At 63.7% G+C, this 17,162-nt stretch carries 8 protein-coding genes and 2 tRNA genes; 5 read left to right on the forward strand and 5 right to left on the reverse strand.

Annotation, left to right across the window (positions count from 1 at the left end):
• The first annotated feature begins 29 nt into the window (after positions 1-29).
• The 4 genes from HS122_12330 to HS122_12345 all read left to right on the forward strand — a co-directional run bounded on the left by HS122_12330 (position 30) and on the right by HS122_12345 (position 7,260).
• Complete coding sequence (locus HS122_12330; GenBank protein MBE7539187.1) at positions 30-2,084, forward strand: hypothetical protein; 2,055 nt, start codon at positions 30-32, stop codon at positions 2,082-2,084.
• Positions 2,081-5,245 (forward strand): Eco57I restriction-modification methylase domain-containing protein, encoded by a 3,165-nt coding sequence (locus tag HS122_12335; protein ID MBE7539188.1) that lies wholly within the window; start codon positions 2,081-2,083, stop codon positions 5,243-5,245. Before HS122_12330 ends, HS122_12335 begins: the two co-directional genes overlap by 4 nt.
• Positions 5,242-6,126, forward strand: a complete 885-nt coding sequence (locus HS122_12340; protein MBE7539189.1) for a hypothetical protein — start codon at positions 5,242-5,244, stop codon at positions 6,124-6,126. The genes HS122_12335 and HS122_12340 overlap by 4 nt, the downstream gene beginning before the upstream one ends.
• 165 nt (positions 6,127-6,291) lie before the next feature.
• Positions 6,292-7,260, forward strand: a complete 969-nt coding sequence (locus tag HS122_12345; protein MBE7539190.1) for a nucleotidyl transferase AbiEii/AbiGii toxin family protein — start codon at positions 6,292-6,294, stop codon at positions 7,258-7,260.
• A 17-nt stretch (positions 7,261-7,277) separates the two neighbouring features.
• Here the strand turns inward: HS122_12345 and HS122_12350 are convergent.
• Positions 7,278-7,352, reverse strand: a tRNA-Glu gene (locus tag HS122_12350).
• Between the two features lie 148 nt (positions 7,353-7,500).
• On the opposite strand from HS122_12350, the gene HS122_12355 reads away from it, so the two are divergent.
• Positions 7,501-7,577: transfer RNA gene (locus HS122_12355), tRNA-Arg, on the forward strand.
• Positions 7,578-7,674: 97 nt separating this feature from the next.
• Here HS122_12355 and HS122_12360 read toward each other — a convergent pair.
• Genes HS122_12360 through HS122_12375 form a run of 4 tightly spaced genes read right to left on the reverse strand, consistent with a single transcriptional unit; the run spans position 7,675 to position 17,054 of the window.
• On the reverse strand, positions 7,675-9,864 hold the full coding sequence (locus HS122_12360) for a hypothetical protein (GenBank protein ID MBE7539191.1): 2,190 nt from the start codon (positions 9,862-9,864) through the stop codon (positions 7,675-7,677).
• A gap of 26 nt (positions 9,865-9,890) precedes the next feature.
• Complete coding sequence (locus tag HS122_12365) at positions 9,891-11,315, reverse strand: MFS transporter (GenBank protein MBE7539192.1); 1,425 nt, start codon at positions 11,313-11,315, stop codon at positions 9,891-9,893.
• Positions 11,312-13,591, reverse strand: coding sequence for a glycoside hydrolase family 3 C-terminal domain-containing protein (locus HS122_12370; protein MBE7539193.1), 2,280 nt, complete (start codon positions 13,589-13,591; stop codon positions 11,312-11,314). The genes HS122_12365 and HS122_12370 overlap by 4 nt, the downstream gene beginning before the upstream one ends.
• A gap of 19 nt (positions 13,592-13,610) precedes the next feature.
• Complete coding sequence (locus tag HS122_12375) at positions 13,611-17,054, reverse strand: hypothetical protein (GenBank protein ID MBE7539194.1); 3,444 nt, start codon at positions 17,052-17,054, stop codon at positions 13,611-13,613.
• Between the last annotated feature and the right edge of the window lie 108 nt (positions 17,055-17,162).

Genomic DNA, 17,162 nt, shown 5'->3' on the forward strand with positions numbered 1-17,162 from the left:
TCCGAAATCTGCTCGCCCTTTTCCAGGACTTGAAGCGCTCCACCCTCAGCGTCGGCAACCTTCAGCACTTCTTCGCCCAGCAGGAGCGCGAGTTTCGTGACGCCAGGAAGGAGCCCAACATCGAGGCCGCCCGGCGCGCGGTGATCGCCATCTACGAGCGCATCCGCACGAAGGTCATCAGCGAGATCATCGTCCGGCGCACACGCACCGACCTCAGCGACAACGAGGACTACCAGCGCGATTTGGTGGAGCAGGGGATCACGTTCCCCGAGGTTGAGCGACCCCGGCACATCCTGTATCCACTCACCCCCGAACTGGAGGGGCTCTACGATCGCACTGTCCAGATGCTGTCAACCGGCACGCCCACGAGTCTGACCTACAACCGATACAAGGCACTCTCATTCCTCCGGGCCGAACTGAAACAGAAATACCAGAACGCCGACCGCATCTCGCACCAGCTTGCCACCATCATGCGCACGCTGCTCGTGAAAAGGCTCGACAGCTCGTTCTACGCGTTCACCGCCTCGCTTCGACGCTTCCGGGATGCCACCCGGGTCATGATCGGCATGTTCGAGCGCGGCACCGTTTACATCGCCCCCAACCTGCCGGTGAACCAGCTCATCCTGGAGGGCCGCGAGGAGGAACTCGTCGCGCTCATTGCTGACAAGCAGGACGCGGACCCCACCATCGAGGTGTGCAAGCCCGAGGACTTTGCCGAGGATCTGCTCAACGGGCTTCGTCGCGACCTCGACCGAATCGAGCCCATTCTCGCCGACTGGCAGCGTGTCACCGACGCCAACATTGATCCCAAGTTTGACATCTTCCTGCACCGCCTGCGGGCCGAGCTGATGAACCGCGACATCAACCGCGAGGGCAAGCTCGTGGTTTTTTCCGAATCGCGGGAGACAACCGACTACCTGACCAAGCGGCTGTCGATCGCCGGCTTTCACCGCGTCATTGCCATCGACGCCGGCAACCGCAGCACCCGGCGCGACGACATTCGCGCCAACTTCGATGCCAATTTCGCAGGCAAGCGCCGGAACGATTACGACCTCATCATCTCCACCGAGGTTCTCGCCGAGGGCGTGAACCTCCACCGGGCCAATATCGTGGTCAACTACGACACCCCGTGGAACTCAACGCGGCTCATGCAGCGCATTGGCCGGGTGAACCGCATCGGCTCGGTCGCCCCGCGCGTCTACATTTACAATTTCTACCCCACCTCCCGGGTCGACGACGACATCGAGCTGCGCAAGAAGGCCGTCATGAAGCTCCAGGCCTTTCACTCGGCACTCGGCGAGGACAGCCAGATTTACTCCACCGACGAGGAGGTGGATACCTTTGGCCTCTTTGAGAAGGTCCCTGAAGATAGCGAACGCGACGAACGACTCACGCTCCTCATGGAGCTGCGCCGCTTCCGTGCGCAGAACCCCGAGCAGTTCCGGCGCATCGTCAAGCTGCCCGCCCGGTGCCGGGTCGGCCGCGCCGACGCCGGCCGCGCGCACACTTCGGTCGCGTTCATCCGCAACGCGCACCGCGACGCCTTCTATCGCGTGCAGCCCGGTGCCGAACCCGGGGAGATCAGCTTCACCGAGGCGGCCCGTGAGTTTCGCACCCAGCACATCGACGAGCCGGCCATCGCGCTGCACCGCGAGCATCACGCCCAGGTAAACGCCGCCACCGCCGCATTCCGCGAGGCGGTCATTGCCGACACGCTCGCACCCCTCGCCGTCGAGGTGAAGCAGGGGCCGAATGAGAAGCGCGCCCGCGACTTCGTGGACGGCTTTCTCGCCTTCGACTTCATCAGCGATGAGGAGCGCCGCCTGATCCGCCTGGCCAAACTCGCGCTGGCCCGCGCCCGCTACGCGAGTCTCCAACGCGAGATCAACCAGCTCCAGCGCGACACCAAGAAGGTCAAGGTCACCCCGGCGGTCTTGGCCGACAAGCTCTTCGAGATTCTGCGGGAGTATAAACTGGAGGACATGGAGAACCAGGGCGTCGGCACGGCCGAGAGCATTCGTCGCGCCGAGACCGACCCCGAGATCATCCTCACCGAGTCCTTCGACCATTCATCCAGCAAATGACGCGCGACGCCCTGAAGTCCCTCCTTCAATCGAACTATAAACGAGAGCGCTGGCTTGTGCTGCTGCACGACCTGCTTCCCACGACGCAGGCATTCGGGGCTGCGAAAGACCTGAGCCTGGACGATGCCTCCATCGCCTCGGCGTCGCAGATTGCGCGCATTCCGCTCGCCGGAGACCGGACTGTCGCCGTGCTGGAAGTGCGTGTCACCGGGCAAGTGGACTTGCAGCGCAACCGCGTGGGCCTGCGCAACCTTGTCTCCCGTTTCATCGGACAGGAGGGAGCCGATGCCGTGCTTGCCTTCTTCGTAGGAGATGCGCCCGACTACCGCTTCTCCTTCGCCGCCCGCACCAACCGCTTCACCGCCGACGGCCAGTTGGAGCAGAACGAGACCGCGCCCCGCCGCTACACCTACCTGTTTGGTCCGGGGCTGCCGTGCCGGACGGCGCTGGAGCGACTCGAACTGCTCCGCTCCCTCGGCGCGCGCGCCCAGCTCTCCGACCTGATCGAGGCCTTCAAGGTCGAGCCGCTCTTCAAGGAGTTCTACCGTGACTACGGCCGTGTGTTCGAGGCGGTGGAAAACCATGTCCGCCCCTCGCTTTCGGAAAAGGAGCGGCTTCGCCTCTTCACCCAGCGCCTTTTCAACCGGCTCATGTTCCTTGCCTTCGTCGAGCGCAAGGGCTGGCTCCGCCTCGGTCAGCGCAGCGATTATCTCGCAGCTCTCTGGAACGACTACAAGGCCCGGCTCCGCACCTCGCCCGCCTCGGTCAACTTCTACGCCGACCGTCTTGTCCCGATCTTCTTCGAGGTGCTCAACCAGCCCGATCGCCCCGCCGACTCGGTTGATCAGCGAATTGGTTTCGTGCCATACCTCAACGGCGGTCTGTGTGAATATGCTGAAGATGGCACCGACCGCCTGCCAGCCCTCCGCGTACCCGACGAGGCCATCGCCCTCATCCTCGACTCCGAAACCGGTTTGTTCTCCCGCTACAACTTCACCGTGGCGGAGAGCACGCCGCTAGAGATCCAGGTGGCGGTCGATCCCGAAATGCTCGGCAAGGTGTTTGAGGAACTCGTCACCGGCCGCCACGAGCAGGGCAGCTACTACACGCCGAAGCCCATCGTCGCCTTTATGGCGCGCGCCGCCCTGGTCGAGCACCTCGCCGACCGCTGCCGCGCGGAATCACGCGAGGCGGTGGAGAAATTCGTTCACGACGACGACGCCTCGGCCCTGCGCGACCCCGAGGCCGTTCATCGCGCGTTGCTCACAATCAAGGTGTGCGACCCCGCCTGCGGCTCCGGCGCCTACCTGCTGGGCATGCTGCACGAGCTGCTCGACCTCCGCACGCGCATCTTTGCATCTCGTCAGAAGCCCGACCCCGAGAATGCCTATCAACGCCGCCTCCAGATCATTGAACGCAACCTCTATGGCGTCGACAAGGATGCCTTCGCCGTCAACATCGCGCGCCTGCGCCTCTGGCTCGCTCTGGCGGTCGAGTTTGAGGGTCCGGTTCCGCCGCCACTGCCTAATCTCGATTTTAAGATCGAAGTGGGCGACGCACTCGCCGCCCCCGCGCCGCAGGACATCTTTCAACGCCCGGCGGTGGAGGAATTCCGCGACAAGAAAGCGGCCTTTCTCCGCGCCCATGGCGAGGAGAAGGCCAGGCTGAAGGCCGAGCTGGAGCACATACGGGCGGACCTTGCGCTTTGGCAGCAGGCGGACCTGTCCGATCACGGCTTCAACTGGGCCGTGGAGTTTGCGGAGGTGTTTCTGCCCGATGCCGAAGAGCGCGCGCTACTCGGCGAGTTGCTCGCGCAGGAGGATGCATCCTCGGCAATTCAGTCAGGCGGTTTCGACATCATCGTGGCCAATCCGCCCTACGTGCGACAGGAGCTTATTAAGGAGCAAAAGCCGGTTCTCAAAAAACGGTTCCCTGAAGTTTTTACGGGTGTTGCGGATCTCTACGTTTACTTCTTCGCCCGCGCCCACGAGTTGCTCCGACCCGGCGGCGTGGCTGCCTTCATCTCGTCCAACAAATGGCTCCGCGCTGGCTATGGCGAATCGCTCCGTCAGTACTTGCTCGATGGGCATGCTTTTCACCTTGTGATGGATTTTGGCGAGCTTGGCGTTTTCGACACCGCCGCTACCGACGCGGCAATTTTTATCTGGCAGAAACTGCCACGCATCGCGAGTCCGACCGCGTGGGCGATGGTCAAGGACTTAAATCTCTGCTACAGCCAGGGTGTTCGCCACCATTTTCAGCTCCTCCGTATCGATGTTCCCGCCAATCAATTCGGCAAGGGCAACGCGCGACTAGCCTCGATAGCCGCTGCTGGGTTGCGGAAGCGGATGGAAAGTAGGGCTACATTACTTCGAAATTACATTGGCGGTGAGATTAAGTGGGGACTTAAAACAGGGCTAAATGAGGCGTTCGTTGTCGACAGACTTAAGCGCAAACAGCTCGTCGACGAAACGCCCCTAGCGGACGAGATCATTCGGCCGATCCTCGCAGGCGACGATGTGCGCAGATATGAAACACACTTCAGGGAGACTTATATAATTCTCACGAAGATTGGGGTGCCGATCCATAGGTACACCTCGGTTCTACGGCACTTGGAACCTTTTGAGGAAAAAGCTAGGAAGCGCACCGACCAAGGTCAGCACTGGTGGGAACTGAGAGCGTGCGTTTATTATGAAGAATTTCTGAAACCGAAAATCGTTTATCCGGAGATCGGAAAAGAGGCTCGTTTCGTTTTGGAGACGGAGGGACGGTATCTAAACAACAAGTGCTTCTTTTTGCCATCCGCAGATTGGTTTCTTCTCGCTGTTCTCAACTCCGCATCGGTGTTTGCCTACTTGAAAGAGGTATGTGCGACGCTTGGCGATAAAGATGATGGCGGACGCCTGGAATACCGCGCTCAATACTTGAGAAGCCTTATTCCCGACGCGTCGCTGCTGACCGCGACCACATCGGTCGACTCGCCCAGCAGGCGCAGTCCCTGCACGGTCAGCGCCGCGCCCGCAGCGAGCAGTTCCTTCGCGCGCTTGGGCTTGATCCGGCCGACAGCACCTCGCGCAATCCCCTGGAACAGCCGTGGTCACTCGCGGCCGACGACTACGCCAAACGCGCCCGCAAGCTGCACGGCCGCGCGCCTGACATGAAGCTCTACGAGACCGCCCGGGACGAAACTGCCGCCCTCACCGAACAGATCGCCAAGGTCGAGGCCGAGATCGACGCCCGCGTCGCCGCTCTCTACGGCCTCGACGCGGAGGACCAACGCTGGGCCGCCCAATCCGCTCCGACTGACGGCAAGCAGACCTTGTTCTTCAGCATCCTCGGCAAGCTGAAGGAAGGTTCGGGCTACTTCCCGACGACGGCGATCCAGGCCGCCGCCAACGAGGCCGAGCTGTCGCTCACGGACGGTTCGTTCAAGGTCTATCTCACGGAAGCGGTCGCCAAGGGCCTCCTCCACGATGCGGGACGCGGCTGGTATACGCGATTGAGTGAACCCATCACGCTCGATCCCAAGCCGGTCGCCAAACTCGTCCGGGCCGTGGAAAAGGCATTCCCGCTGCTGGATTTCAGCGTGTGGAGCACGGTGCAGCTCAATCCGTGGATGCACCACCTGCTGGCCCACCCGGTTCATTTTCTCAACGCCCCGGCGGATACGTTGGAGTCAGTGGGCGAAGGACTCCGCGCCGCAGGCTGGGAGGTCGCGGTCAACCCACCGGCCAGTGTTGCCGCCAAGGCGGTGCAGCCGGGCGAGAAGATGGTCGTCCTACGCCCAACGCTGGGCCGTCAGCCGGCCCCCCAGGGCAGGCAGGCTGCCATCGAGCAGGTCCTTGTCGATCTCATCGCCGAGTGCGGTGCGCTGGCACTCATGGATCAGCCTGAAGCAGAGGGTGTTGTTGCAGCTATTTTGGGTAAGAATAAGGTGCAAATCGCTGCCATGCTGAGATATGCGGCCTCCAGAAAAATTAAAATCCAAGCAATAGACGCAATTAACCAACGTCACTGTACCGCCAAAAGTGACGTTAGTTAATTCATCGGATTTCTGACTTAGAATCCCATGTTCCATTCCGCCATCTATACCCCGGACTGGATTCACGGGCAGAGGCAGGCGCTGGGCCAGTGTGATCCGGCCATCCGGAGAAATGCGTCTGAGCACTGACGTTACCGGTATTTGCAGGAGAGCGGCCTGCCTTTCATGTTCAAGGGCGGCACCAGTCTCCTGCTGCATCTGCCTGAAGCCCGGCGCCTGTCACGCGACATCGACATCGTCTGCGGCCGGCCGGCGGCCGAAGTTGATGCGGTGCTCGCCAAATTGGCTAGTCGAGAGCCGTTTCTGCGGCACGAGGAAGAGCAGCGCGGGGTGCGGGGCCTGCCCCAGCGCCGCCACTTCAGGTTTTTCTACCGTTCGGTGCTTCCGGGCGCGGCCGAGTCAGAGGTGCTGCTCGATATCGTCGAGGAATCCCACGAGGTGCATGAAGTGGTGATGCGCCCGATCCGCACCAACTTCCTGACCCCGGAGCGCGAGATCCTGGTGCGCGTCCCAACGGTCGAAAGTCTCCTCGGCGACAAGCTGACTGCCTTCGCCCCGCACACCACGGGGGTGCCGTTCCATGCGGAGAAGAGCGGAGGCGAGCAACTGCAGCAGGTGGCGAAGCAGCTCTTCGATGTCGGCGTGCTGTTCGAGGAGGCCACGGACTTCAACAAGATCGCCGCGACCTACGACGCCGTGCAGGCGCAGGAGTCGGCATATCGGGCCACGAATCCCAGCCGCGAGGCAACGCTCGACGACACCTTCACGGCCTGCCTGGCGCTCACCGCCACAAAGCAGAAGATCCTCAGCGCCTACCCGGACGCCATGCTGCTCCACGACGGGCTGGACAAGATGCGCGGCCATCTGACCTGGCCGGAGTTCACCCGGGGCAAAGAGCCACGCCGGCTGCTCGCGGCCCGCGTGGCCGTGTTGGTCGCACACCTCCGTGCAGGACGCAGCCTTGACCTCGTTGGTCTCCGCTACACCGGCAGCGCGGTCCAGCTCGAAGCATTGAAGGTCGCCAGCCTGAATGGGCACGCGCACTCATGGCTCGATGGCCTGAAGGCCGTGAACCCCGAGGCCTATCACTATTGGCATCTCGGATTGAATCTTCCGCCGCCAAGCCAACCCTGAACGGAATGCCAGGAAACTGGCGCCCTCACGGGGAATCGAACCCCGCTTTGAAGAATGAGAATCTCCTGTCCTAACCGATAGACGATGAGGGCGAATTGCGGAGGGTCACAATCCGGTGCTTTTCAGCATTTTCAAGTGGTAAATCATCAGGGACATTTTCGATGCGAGGGCGGGCGCCGGAAACCTTTTCCCTTGTCGGCATGACACGGGCGCTTCCATAGTGGCGGACGCACTTTCTTTGCGCCTGTAGCTCAGTTGGATAGAGCACCTGCCTTCTAAGCTGGTGGTCGTGGGTTCGAATCCCGCCGGGCGCACCACTGCTTCCAAGGACCGTGCGTCTGGTGTTCATTCGCTGAATCGAGTAGAGAAATATTCTGAGAAACGAAATTGGGACGTGGCGGAACAGGATCAGAGCTACTTCTCTCGGTCCGGCTTGAAACCGATGGCGTTCAGCGCGGGGGCGATCTCGGGGTTGGCCATGAAGTTTTTCCACACGAGGCCCGTGCGGTGGTTCTCGATCATGACCACCGTGGGCGGCTGGTTCAGCACCATGTAGTCCTCGTCGAACCAGTTCTCCGTCTCGTTGAAGCCGTCGTGGAAGCCGTAGGTGCCCCAGATTCGGTCGCCGAGGTCGCGATAGAAGTGCCGGAGGGCGGCCATCGATTCTTCGGGCGTGTAGGGCATCGAGGCGAGCGATGCCATGACGTTGATCGTGCCGTTGTCGGAGCGCGGCAGCGCCTTGGCGCCGCCTGCGTTGACGCCGGCCGAGCGTCCCCAGCAGTCGGCGCCGTAACCGGTGAATCCCCGGGGGTTGTCGATGGCATAGGCGTGCTGGATCAGCGCAATCGCGCGGTTGTTCGTGAAGTAATTGGTGTAGGCGTCGCGAATGCCGCGCGGGTCGAAGCCCATGAACGAAAAATGAGTGAAGAACAGTTCTCCACCGCCGGCCTCGCCGACCTCCAGCTTTATGCCGTGGTAGCTGTGGCCGTTGGTGAAGTGATCGCCCTGCGTGGTCCAGCCCCGGCGGTATTTCACTGCCAGGTCGGACCTCCCGGCCCAGCCGGTGTGCCACATCGAGGCCGGCACGGGGTGTGTGGGCGAGGCAATGGCAAGCAGGTAGACGATCAGTGTCTCGTTCCAACCGATCAACGGGTGGTTGATGTAGAAGTCGTGATCGGGCGACCAGTGCCAGGTCAGCACGTCGCTGCCTTTCTGTCGATACCAGTCCCACTCGACCTCGCGCCAGAATTGCGTGGCGGTGTCGCGGACCTCTCGCTCGGCCGGCGTGTCATGATTGAAATACTGGCGCGCGGCCAGCAGGCCCTGGATCATGAAAGCCGTTTCCACGAGGTCGCCGCCGTTGTCGTACTTGCCGAAGTAGTCGAGTGTCCGCCCGGTCTCGCCGTCGAGGAAGTGCGGCCACACGCCGTGGAACCGGTCGGCCTTGGCGAGAAAACGCACGATCTTGAGCATGCGCTCGACACCCTGCTCGCGCGTGATGAACCCGCGGTCCACGGCGACCATCAGTGCCATGACGCCGAAACCGTTTCCACCGAGCGCGATCAGGTTCTCGTCGCCGGGCAGGATTTCGGGTGCCATTCCCGCCACGGGATGAGCCGCCTCCCAGAAGTACCGGAAACAGCCCTCCTGCACCATATCGAGCAGCGCTGCGTCGGTGAACGGCCGCGTGGCGGCGCTGACGGCTGCGGACAGCTTCGACTCGTTTCCGGCGAGATCAACGGCGCTGACCTTGTAGTGGAAGGTCCGTCCGGGGGCGCCGACGAAATCAGGAAAGCGCGTCCAGTCGCCGCGCTGCGTCGCGATGGGGACGTAATCCGTGCCATTTTCGGACCGATAGATTCGCCAGGCGAGCAGGTCGTCGTCGCTGGACGCCTGCCAGTGCAGGTCGCAGTGCCGCTCGTAACCACGGGCTGTGAGTCCAATCGGCGTGGCGGGCGGGCTCGTGTCCAAGGGTGCGGCACCGTCGATGAGCATGAAGTCATCCAGGTAGAGCGTGTGCTCGATGCCGTCGTCCAATCCCGAGATGAAGGTGAGGTTCACCGCATCGCTGATTTCGAAGACACGGTCCCGTGTGCCGCGGTAGAGGCGGTTGTCGCGGGTGATCGGGATTTTCACGCGCACCCACTGTTTCGCGGGCAAACGCTCGGCGCCGGAGACAAGCGGGAACGAACTCGATCCCCGTCCGCTGGGCTCCTGCATGAACACGCGGGGGGAATTCAGTTCCGTCAGCTCGGTGTCGGACCAGCACCAGAAAGCGAGGGTGTCACCGATCAACTGGAACTTCCGCCAGTCGCGCCCGGGTTGGTTGATTTTCACGCTCCAATCGCCGCCGGTGACGGATTTCCAATGCAGCTTCAGCGCGTTGGGCGGGCTGACAAAGCGGTCGGTCGCGATCGGCAGGCGGCCGTTGACGAGTTCAAGCGTGCTCGGTGCGACGACCTTTGTCCGGGTGTTGGAGTAACCGCCGGTGGCGGCGGGTGCGTTGGCGAACAGGACATGTCGGTCGAACGACTCGACGGCTGAAGCGGTGGCCGACAGGAGCAGAACGACGGGAGTGAGAAGCAGGAAGCGGCTGGATTTCATTGAAATGGATGCGACGGCGGGCAGGGTCAGGCGGCGGGCGATGGAGTGCCTGCGGCCTTGCGCTGGTCGAGCAGGGCCTTGACCTCGTAGGCGCGCCGCTCGGTGAGCGGATAACCGGCCAGCAACCACACACCCGCGAGGCAGAGCACCGGCGGCAGACCGATTTCCCAGATGCGCAGGTTGAGCAGGGTTGCGTCGCTCTGCGTCGTCGCGCCCTCGACGAAACCCGTGTAACGCTGCAGGTAGCCGCTGATGACCGTCGCGATCGATACGGCGACCTTCCACCACCAGTTGTAGACGGCGAAGTAGATGCCCTCGCGACGGATTCCGGTGGCCAGTTCGTCCTCGTCGCAGATGTCCGCGATCATCGCGTTCACGAGTGAAAAGGCGAAGACCATGCCCAGAGAAAGGAAGCAGGTCGGGATCACGGTCAGGTAGGGTGCCGCGGGGTTGTAGCAGACGATCTTGGTCAGATTGCCACCGATGATCAGTCCGAAGGCGAGCAGCACGGTGAAACGTTTGCCGTGGCGCTTGGAGATCCATGCCATTGGCAGCGCTCCGGCGATGCCCACGACCGCCCAGAGCGTGCCGTTGACGGCCATGACTTCCGAGGCCTTCTCGGTGTGGCCGTCGAACAGGTAGAAAATCTGGATGTAGTTGCTGAAGCCCATCACGAGCTGGAACGCGACGATCAGGAGCACGAAGGCGGACACCAGCCGCAGGAAAGCGCGGTTGCGGTAGGTGGCTTTGAAGCTCTTGACGATCGACACGCGCGGCTGCCGGCTCACCTGTTTGATTTTTCCCTCCCTGCAGACCAGCGCACACCACATCGCGGCGCCCGTCAGGATCACGCTCATGCCGAGACAAACCCATTTTATGCCATTGACCGTGTCACCGCCGAAGACCGGGCGGTTGGCGAGGAAATAGACCCACGGCAGCGTGAGCGCGCCGATGTTGCCGATGAAGCTGGCGAAGGCGAACAGGTTGGTTTTCTCGTGGTAGTCCTCGGTCATTTCCATGCCGAGCGCACCGTGGGGGATCGAGTAGACCGGCACGACGGTGTAGAAGAACAGCGAGGTCACCACGAAATAGGCGAACATCCACTCCTTGCTCCAGTTCCGCGGAACCGTCCAGAGGAGCCAGAAGGCGATGCCGAGCAGGACGCCGCCAACGACGAGGAAGGGAATGCGCCGCCCGTAACGGGAGCGGAAGTTGTCGGAGAAGTTGCCGATCAGCGGGTCGATCAGGGCATCCCACAATCTTGGAAACGCCTGGGCGTAGCCGATCCAGATCGTGCTGACGCCGAGGCCGACGATGTAGACGAGGTTGGTGAGCTGGACCACCGAGTTTACGGCGACGACAGTGACAATCGCGCCCATGCCATAGGCGATTTTCTGGGAAAGCGGGATGCGGTCGGCAGCGGCGGTGACATGGGCGGACGGTGGGTTCATGGGCGGGGTGTTTGGGGTGTTGGCGGGGCTGGCGGGCGATGGCGACCGGATGCGGGAGGGAAGGGGGAGCGCACGCGGAAAGAAGCGCTCTGTCCGCCAGCACTCAGGATAATTTCGCCGGATTCAAGCACAGGCTGGCCGTCGGCGTCGGGAAAGGAAAGATCCCGCGCCGGCTCGACCACGAAGCGGAACACCCGACTCTCGCCCGCAGCGAGGGTGGCCTGCTCGAAATGTTTCAGTTGACGCAACGGTCGTGTGATGGAGGCGACCGGGTCGCGGATGAACCAGAAGACGGTCTCAATACCCTCGCGTGATCCGGCGTTGGTGACAATGACCTCTGCGGCGAGCCGATCGTCGCTCGAAACTTCATCCCTATTCAGGCGCAGAGGGCTGTAGATGAAGGTCGTGTAGCCCAGTCCATGGCCGAACTCGTAGAGCGGTGTCGCGGGGACATCACGGTACGCACCCATGTCTCCGGCGCGCGCTCGCGGCCTCATGTTGTGGTAGAGCGGAATCTGCCCGGCGATGCGCGGCCAGGTGACCGCCAGCCGGCCCGAGGGATTGCGCCGGCCGAACAGCATGTCCGCGAGCGCCGCACCGGCCCGGCTGCCGCCGCACCAGGCAGCGACGACGGCGTTGAGGCGCGGCTCAAACTCATGGATGTCGATCGGTCGTCCGGAAACAATCACGAGCACCACCGGCTTGTCCGCGCCGAGCACCCCGCGGATCAGTTCCTCCTGGCGACCCGCAAGGCGAAGCGTCGCGCGCGAGGCGTTTTCACCGCTCATTGAGGCATCCTCGCCGACACACAGGACCGTGAGGTCCGCCCAATTCGCTGCGGCAAACGCGCGTGCAGGATCGTCCTGCGGATCCCCCTGGATCGAGCAGCCGGATTCGACGCATAGCTCGACGCCGACGGCCAGGCGCTCGCGAATCGCGTCGGCAATCGATGGGGTCTCCTGCGATTTCCCTTGCTGGGCCCAGCAACCGAGCAACGCACCGCTCTCCGCGGCAAGCGGGCCGACGACCGCGAGCCGGCGGACCTCTCTCAGCGGGAGCACGCCGTCGTTCTTGAGCAGGACAATGGATTTCGCCGCGAACTCCTCGGCCAGGGCGAGGTGCGCAGCGCTCGGCGCTGCGCCGGTCAGCGGGCTTGCGTCCGCGTAGGGACGTTCGAACAAGCCGAGTTCGAACTTGAGTCGCAGCATGCGGCGGACCGCATCGTCGACGCCGGCTGGTGCGAGACGACCATCGCGCACCAGCACAGGGCTGTGTTCGCGGTAGAGCCCGGAGGCCATGTCGATGTCCACTCCGGCTGTCAGCGCCTTCCGTGCGGCGTCGGCACCATCGGCGGCAAAACCCTGGCTCATCAATTGTTCCACCGCGCCCCAGTCGGAAACGACGACGCCGGTGAAGCCCCAGCGGCGTCGCAACACCTCGGTCAGAATGTGCGGATTCGCACTCGCGGGCAAGCCGTTGAGGTCGTTGAACGCGCTCATGACGGTGCGCGCGCCGGCGCGGATTCCCGCCTCGAACGGCGGCAGGTGCATTTCCCAAAGCGTCTGTGGATGGATTCCGCTGGACGCGTAGTCGCGTCCGCCCTCGGAGGCGCCGTAGCCGACGAAGTGCTTCAGGCACGCGGCGACCGAGGATGTCTCGCCGGGGTTCGCACCTTGGAAGCCGCGCACGGCGGCGGCGGCGAAAACGCTCGCGGCATGGGGCGACTCACCGAATGTCTCGGCGATGCGGCCCCAGCGGGAATCGACGCAATGGTCCACCATCGGCGCGAAGGTCCAGTCGATCCCATGCGCTCGCGCCTCGGTCGCGGCTTGGGCGCTGGCGCGCTCCACGAGAGCGGGATCCCATGCGCAGGCCTGGGCAAGCGGGATCGGCGTGATCGTTCGGTAGCCGTGGATTACATCGGCAGCGAAGATCGCCGGGATGCCAAGACGAGACTCCTCGACGGCGCGGCGCTGCGCAGCGTTGCGCACGGACAGGATCGTTTCCGGTGGCCCGCCGACAATGTACGAGCCGTAGGTGGGTCGCATCTTGTCGGCCGACGACGAGAGATTGTTGGCGTTGATGTCGCCGAGGCCGCATTGGTGCAACTGATCGAGTTTTTCTTCGAACGTCATCCGCCCTAGAAGATCAGCGATACGTTCATCGACGGGAAGGTCGGCTCGGCGGTAGGCGGGTGGAACGGACGCGGTCTCGACCGAGGTGCCTGAGGAGGTCGCAGGCGTTTCCCTGGCCTTAGCAGGTGAGACCGGGTTCATTGATGCGGCAGAGGCGATTTTAGAGAATGATTTCAATGCGGTTTTCGTCCGCGCGCAGAAGCGGGACAATCTCGGCTTTGGGGATCCGCGTGCCGCCTGTTCGATAACGATTCGGGTCGCGCCGGCTGGTGTCGAGCAGGTGACCGTTTACGCGCACGGCGGTTGGCGCGAAGCTGGTGTCCCGCACGCGGCAGACGATCCGCACGTGGCGGCCAAGCACCGTGAGATCCGCGGCCAGGCCGTCCAGACTGCGCGGCAGCACCGGGTCGAAAACGAGGTCGTCGAACGATTCGCGCACGCCAAGGAGGTGGGAACGGACCGCTCGCAGGAAAATTCCGGGGCCACTGGAATAGAGTCGCCAGCCGGCGCGGACGGCGACCTTCCCATCCCGCAATTCAGACCAGCGATCCGCAGCCTCCAGCCGGTCGGCGAAGTCGGCGTCGGAACTGGAGAAATAGACGTTGGCCTGGCGCGGAGCTGCGTTTGGCAGAACGGCTGAAAGCCCGACTGGATTCACGACCTGCAGTGCCGTCCACAGTCCCTCGGCGTCACCGAGGCAGGCGAGGGCCTCGGCATAACGGAGATGAGCGTGGACGTACTGCAGGCCGATTTCGCGTCCGACGTTGGCGGCGGTTTCGGCCCGCTTGAACAGGCGCTCCAATCCTCCGCGGTAGGTCGCGGGTTCACTCATCAGGCGCACGCCGTCGGGACACAGCAACTCCCGCTTGATCAGCGCGGCGTGGCTTCGCGCTTCGTCGTTGGTGAAAAGCCCCGCGAGCACCGCGCGCGTCATGGGCAGGAGACGGTAGCGGATGCCGGTGATGCGGTCGTCGGGATGCAGCAGCGGGCGGAAGCGGCCATCGGCCTCATGCACCAGGAAACCCGCGACGACGCCTCCGATCACCGCATGGACGGAAAAATCCCTCTGCATGCGCTCAAGCAGAGCCTCCAGTTGCTCCGCCCGGGAAACTTCCCCCGTGCGTCGGCAAACACGGGAGAGCTGACTGAACACCTGGCAGGCCAGCGCGACGGTCCAGGTGCTGATCATGCGTGTGCGCATGGCGGGATCGGCGGGCTGGAGCGTGTCGTCCCAGTCGCCGTCGCCGTAGTCGACCAGCGCAGTGCCCGCGACAAAGCGCTTTTCGCACAAGTCAACCACACGGTCGCAATGCGCCAGGATGCTTTCCCGCGGCCCCGCGGGCGTGAAGTTCTTGCAGTCGGTATAGCCCGCGATCGTCGAGAGAAACGCCGGCTCGTTGGCGACTTCAACGTAGTCGCACAGCGCCTTCACCGGCCAGAAACAAACGTCGCCGTGGCTGTGGGGTTGCTGGACGAAGCGGTAGGGTGGAAGCATGAACCACTGCGGCCAGCCGCCGGGTCCTTCCGCGTATTGCTGGGCGAACACATCAAGGAGGATGCGCCGCACCGTGGCGAATTCTCCCGCCGCCAGCAGCCATTCCACGGAGCCCTGGCACACATCGCGCACGCCCCACGCGCCCCCGCTGTATTGCTCGAGACCGTGAGGTGCGGAAAAATGAATGCCGGCGTTGTGAGCGAACCACGGCAGCACCTCATCGAGACGCGCGACGGATGCGTCACCACTCCGGTTCAGCCGCAAGGGAGCGCCGGGCGGCGCAGAGGCTGGTGCGGCACCGTTGTATTCCGCCCGCGCGGCCGCCACGGCTGCGGACAACGCGCCTTCGCCTTCCAGGGTGCCCAGCATGATGAATGCCGCGCCGGTTGCGGTCGGCGTGCGAAAGACTGCGTACGGTCCCTTTTCGAAGCTGCCGCCGGCGCCGAGCAGTTCGCCCCCGCCCGCGGCGGCGACACCGGCGGGATTCGCTGCGGCGATCGCGAACGCCGCTCCCGCGTGGTGGCGTGCGGGAAAACTTTCAGCGACCGGGCGCAACGCAATCCAACCGTCCGGATGCACCGTGATTTCGCCCTCTGACTCGAACTCGTTGGAGCCGAGTGCAAGCTGATGGGTGACGAGCAGCTCCCGCGGCGCGCCGCGGACCACCTTCACATCGAGAAAGGAGGCCGGAAGCCGCGCGGAGCACCAGGCACTGATCTCGATCAATCCATCGGCCAGGCGATAGCACCAGCGCACCCGGCCGGGCTCGAGCGCAAAGGCGGTGGGCACTCCGAGCTGGAGCCAGCCATGCTTTTTCCTCAGGAAGATTCGCTGTCCGGTGGCGCGAGTGAGGCCCAGATGGTTGCGCACGACATTCAGCAGGCGCGCCAGACCCGGATTGCCGAGATAGGACTGGGCTCCGAAAATCCCGGCCGCGTAGCAGGTGAAGCCGAACTGATCCTGCTGCGGCCAGAGTCCGCCGCCGCTGCGCAGGACATGGCCATGCGGACGGGCTGCGGTTTTCTCTTTCTCGAGGGCAACGACATGGGTGTTGCCCCCATGAAAAAATGAGAGCAGCCGTCCGTCGGAAGCATGTTCCTCGTGCCGGCGCGGGCCGGGAAACCATGCCTCCCAGTCGGCGGCTGTTGGCGACTCGCCGTGCAGCCATCCCGCAGTGGTGAACACCGAGCCGTCGGATGCAGGCGACACGACTGCGTCGGTTCCGATCCAGGTTGCGGGCAGCAATTCATGCAGCCGCGCGAGGTCATCCGCGCCGGATGCGGTGGGATGGTCCTCAGTGTAGCGCACGACGAAGGCAACCTCGGCGGTTGCGCCGGCATCGAGTTCAACGGGCCGGGATTGGAGTCCAGCCAGCGCGAACTCGTATTGCAGGCGGCGCGAAGGCAGCGCCCGCGACCGAACCGCGGCCGGTTCACCCGTGAAGCGGTGATCGGCGCCGAAGAACTGGGTGCCGTCTGTGCAGAAGGCTGCCGCGCCGCCAGCGCAGGCACAGGCGAGCCAAGGGTGCCTGCCGCCAGCCATGGTCTGGTTCTGTCGGGCCAGCACGACGTGGCCCAGCCGGGTGTCCGTCAATGGCAGGAGATCGAGATACTGGGAGTTGTAGGCTTCGTTGTTCCGGACCGCATTCACGTCGGCCAGTCCGAGGTCCTGCGCGAACAAGGTGTCGACTCGCAGGGAGGCATCGCCGGTGTTGCGGACGCGGATCCGCCAGCCCCATGCCGTCAGATCGGGGTGCAGCGCGAATGTGACGGTGCAATCGAGAATCCCAACCGCGCCTGAGCGGCGCCAGGTGGCGGTTTTTCCGTCGAATCCGAAGGCCAGGTTGGGGCCGGCCAGGGGAGCCCAGCCGGATGGGTTGCCCGATGGATCCAGCGAGCGCACGAGCAGCCGGAAAAGTCCGTCTTCGGCCGGACCTGGCAGCAACTGGTTGATCAGGGTCTCGCGATGGCGCAGGGCAAAGAGCGCGCCGGAAGGCAGGAATTGCGCCTTCAAGCCGGCGGCGCCGGTCAGTTCGCGGAGGTTAAAGCCATCTGCGGAGCGCAACCGACAGGATTGAAATGGGAAGGTCGCGGTTGAACTGGCAGCCATGAAGGTGGGAGGCGATGAATCAAGCGATCGCTTCAATCCCCGTTTGAAGGGGCGCTGCGAGTCGCCTCGCGGCCAAGGTGCCGCGGATCGGTGGCGTAAGAGGTCGGG

This window comes from Opitutaceae bacterium (genome assembly GCA_015075305.1).
GTDB lineage: Bacteria > Verrucomicrobiota > Verrucomicrobiia > Opitutales > Opitutaceae > UBA6669.

Bases quoted from the DNA above. Each gene is read 5' to 3' on its own strand.
- HS122_12335 (MBE7539188.1), top strand. From the start codon at position 2,081: ATGACGCGCGACGCCCTGAAGTCCCTCCTTCAATCGAACTATAAACGA.
- HS122_12340 (MBE7539189.1), top strand. From the start codon at position 5,242: ATGAAGCTCTACGAGACCGCCCGGGACGAAACTGCCGCCCTCACCGAA.
- HS122_12345 (MBE7539190.1), top strand. From the start codon at position 6,292: ATGTTCAAGGGCGGCACCAGTCTCCTGCTGCATCTGCCTGAAGCCCGG.
- HS122_12360 (MBE7539191.1), bottom strand. From the start codon at position 9,864: ATGAAATCCAGCCGCTTCCTGCTTCTCACTCCCGTCGTTCTGCTCCTG.
- HS122_12365 (MBE7539192.1), bottom strand. From the start codon at position 11,315: ATGAACCCACCGTCCGCCCATGTCACCGCCGCTGCCGACCGCATCCCG.
- HS122_12370 (MBE7539193.1), bottom strand. From the start codon at position 13,591: ATGAACCCGGTCTCACCTGCTAAGGCCAGGGAAACGCCTGCGACCTCC.
- HS122_12375 (MBE7539194.1), bottom strand. From the start codon at position 17,054: ATGGCTGCCAGTTCAACCGCGACCTTCCCATTTCAATCCTGTCGGTTG.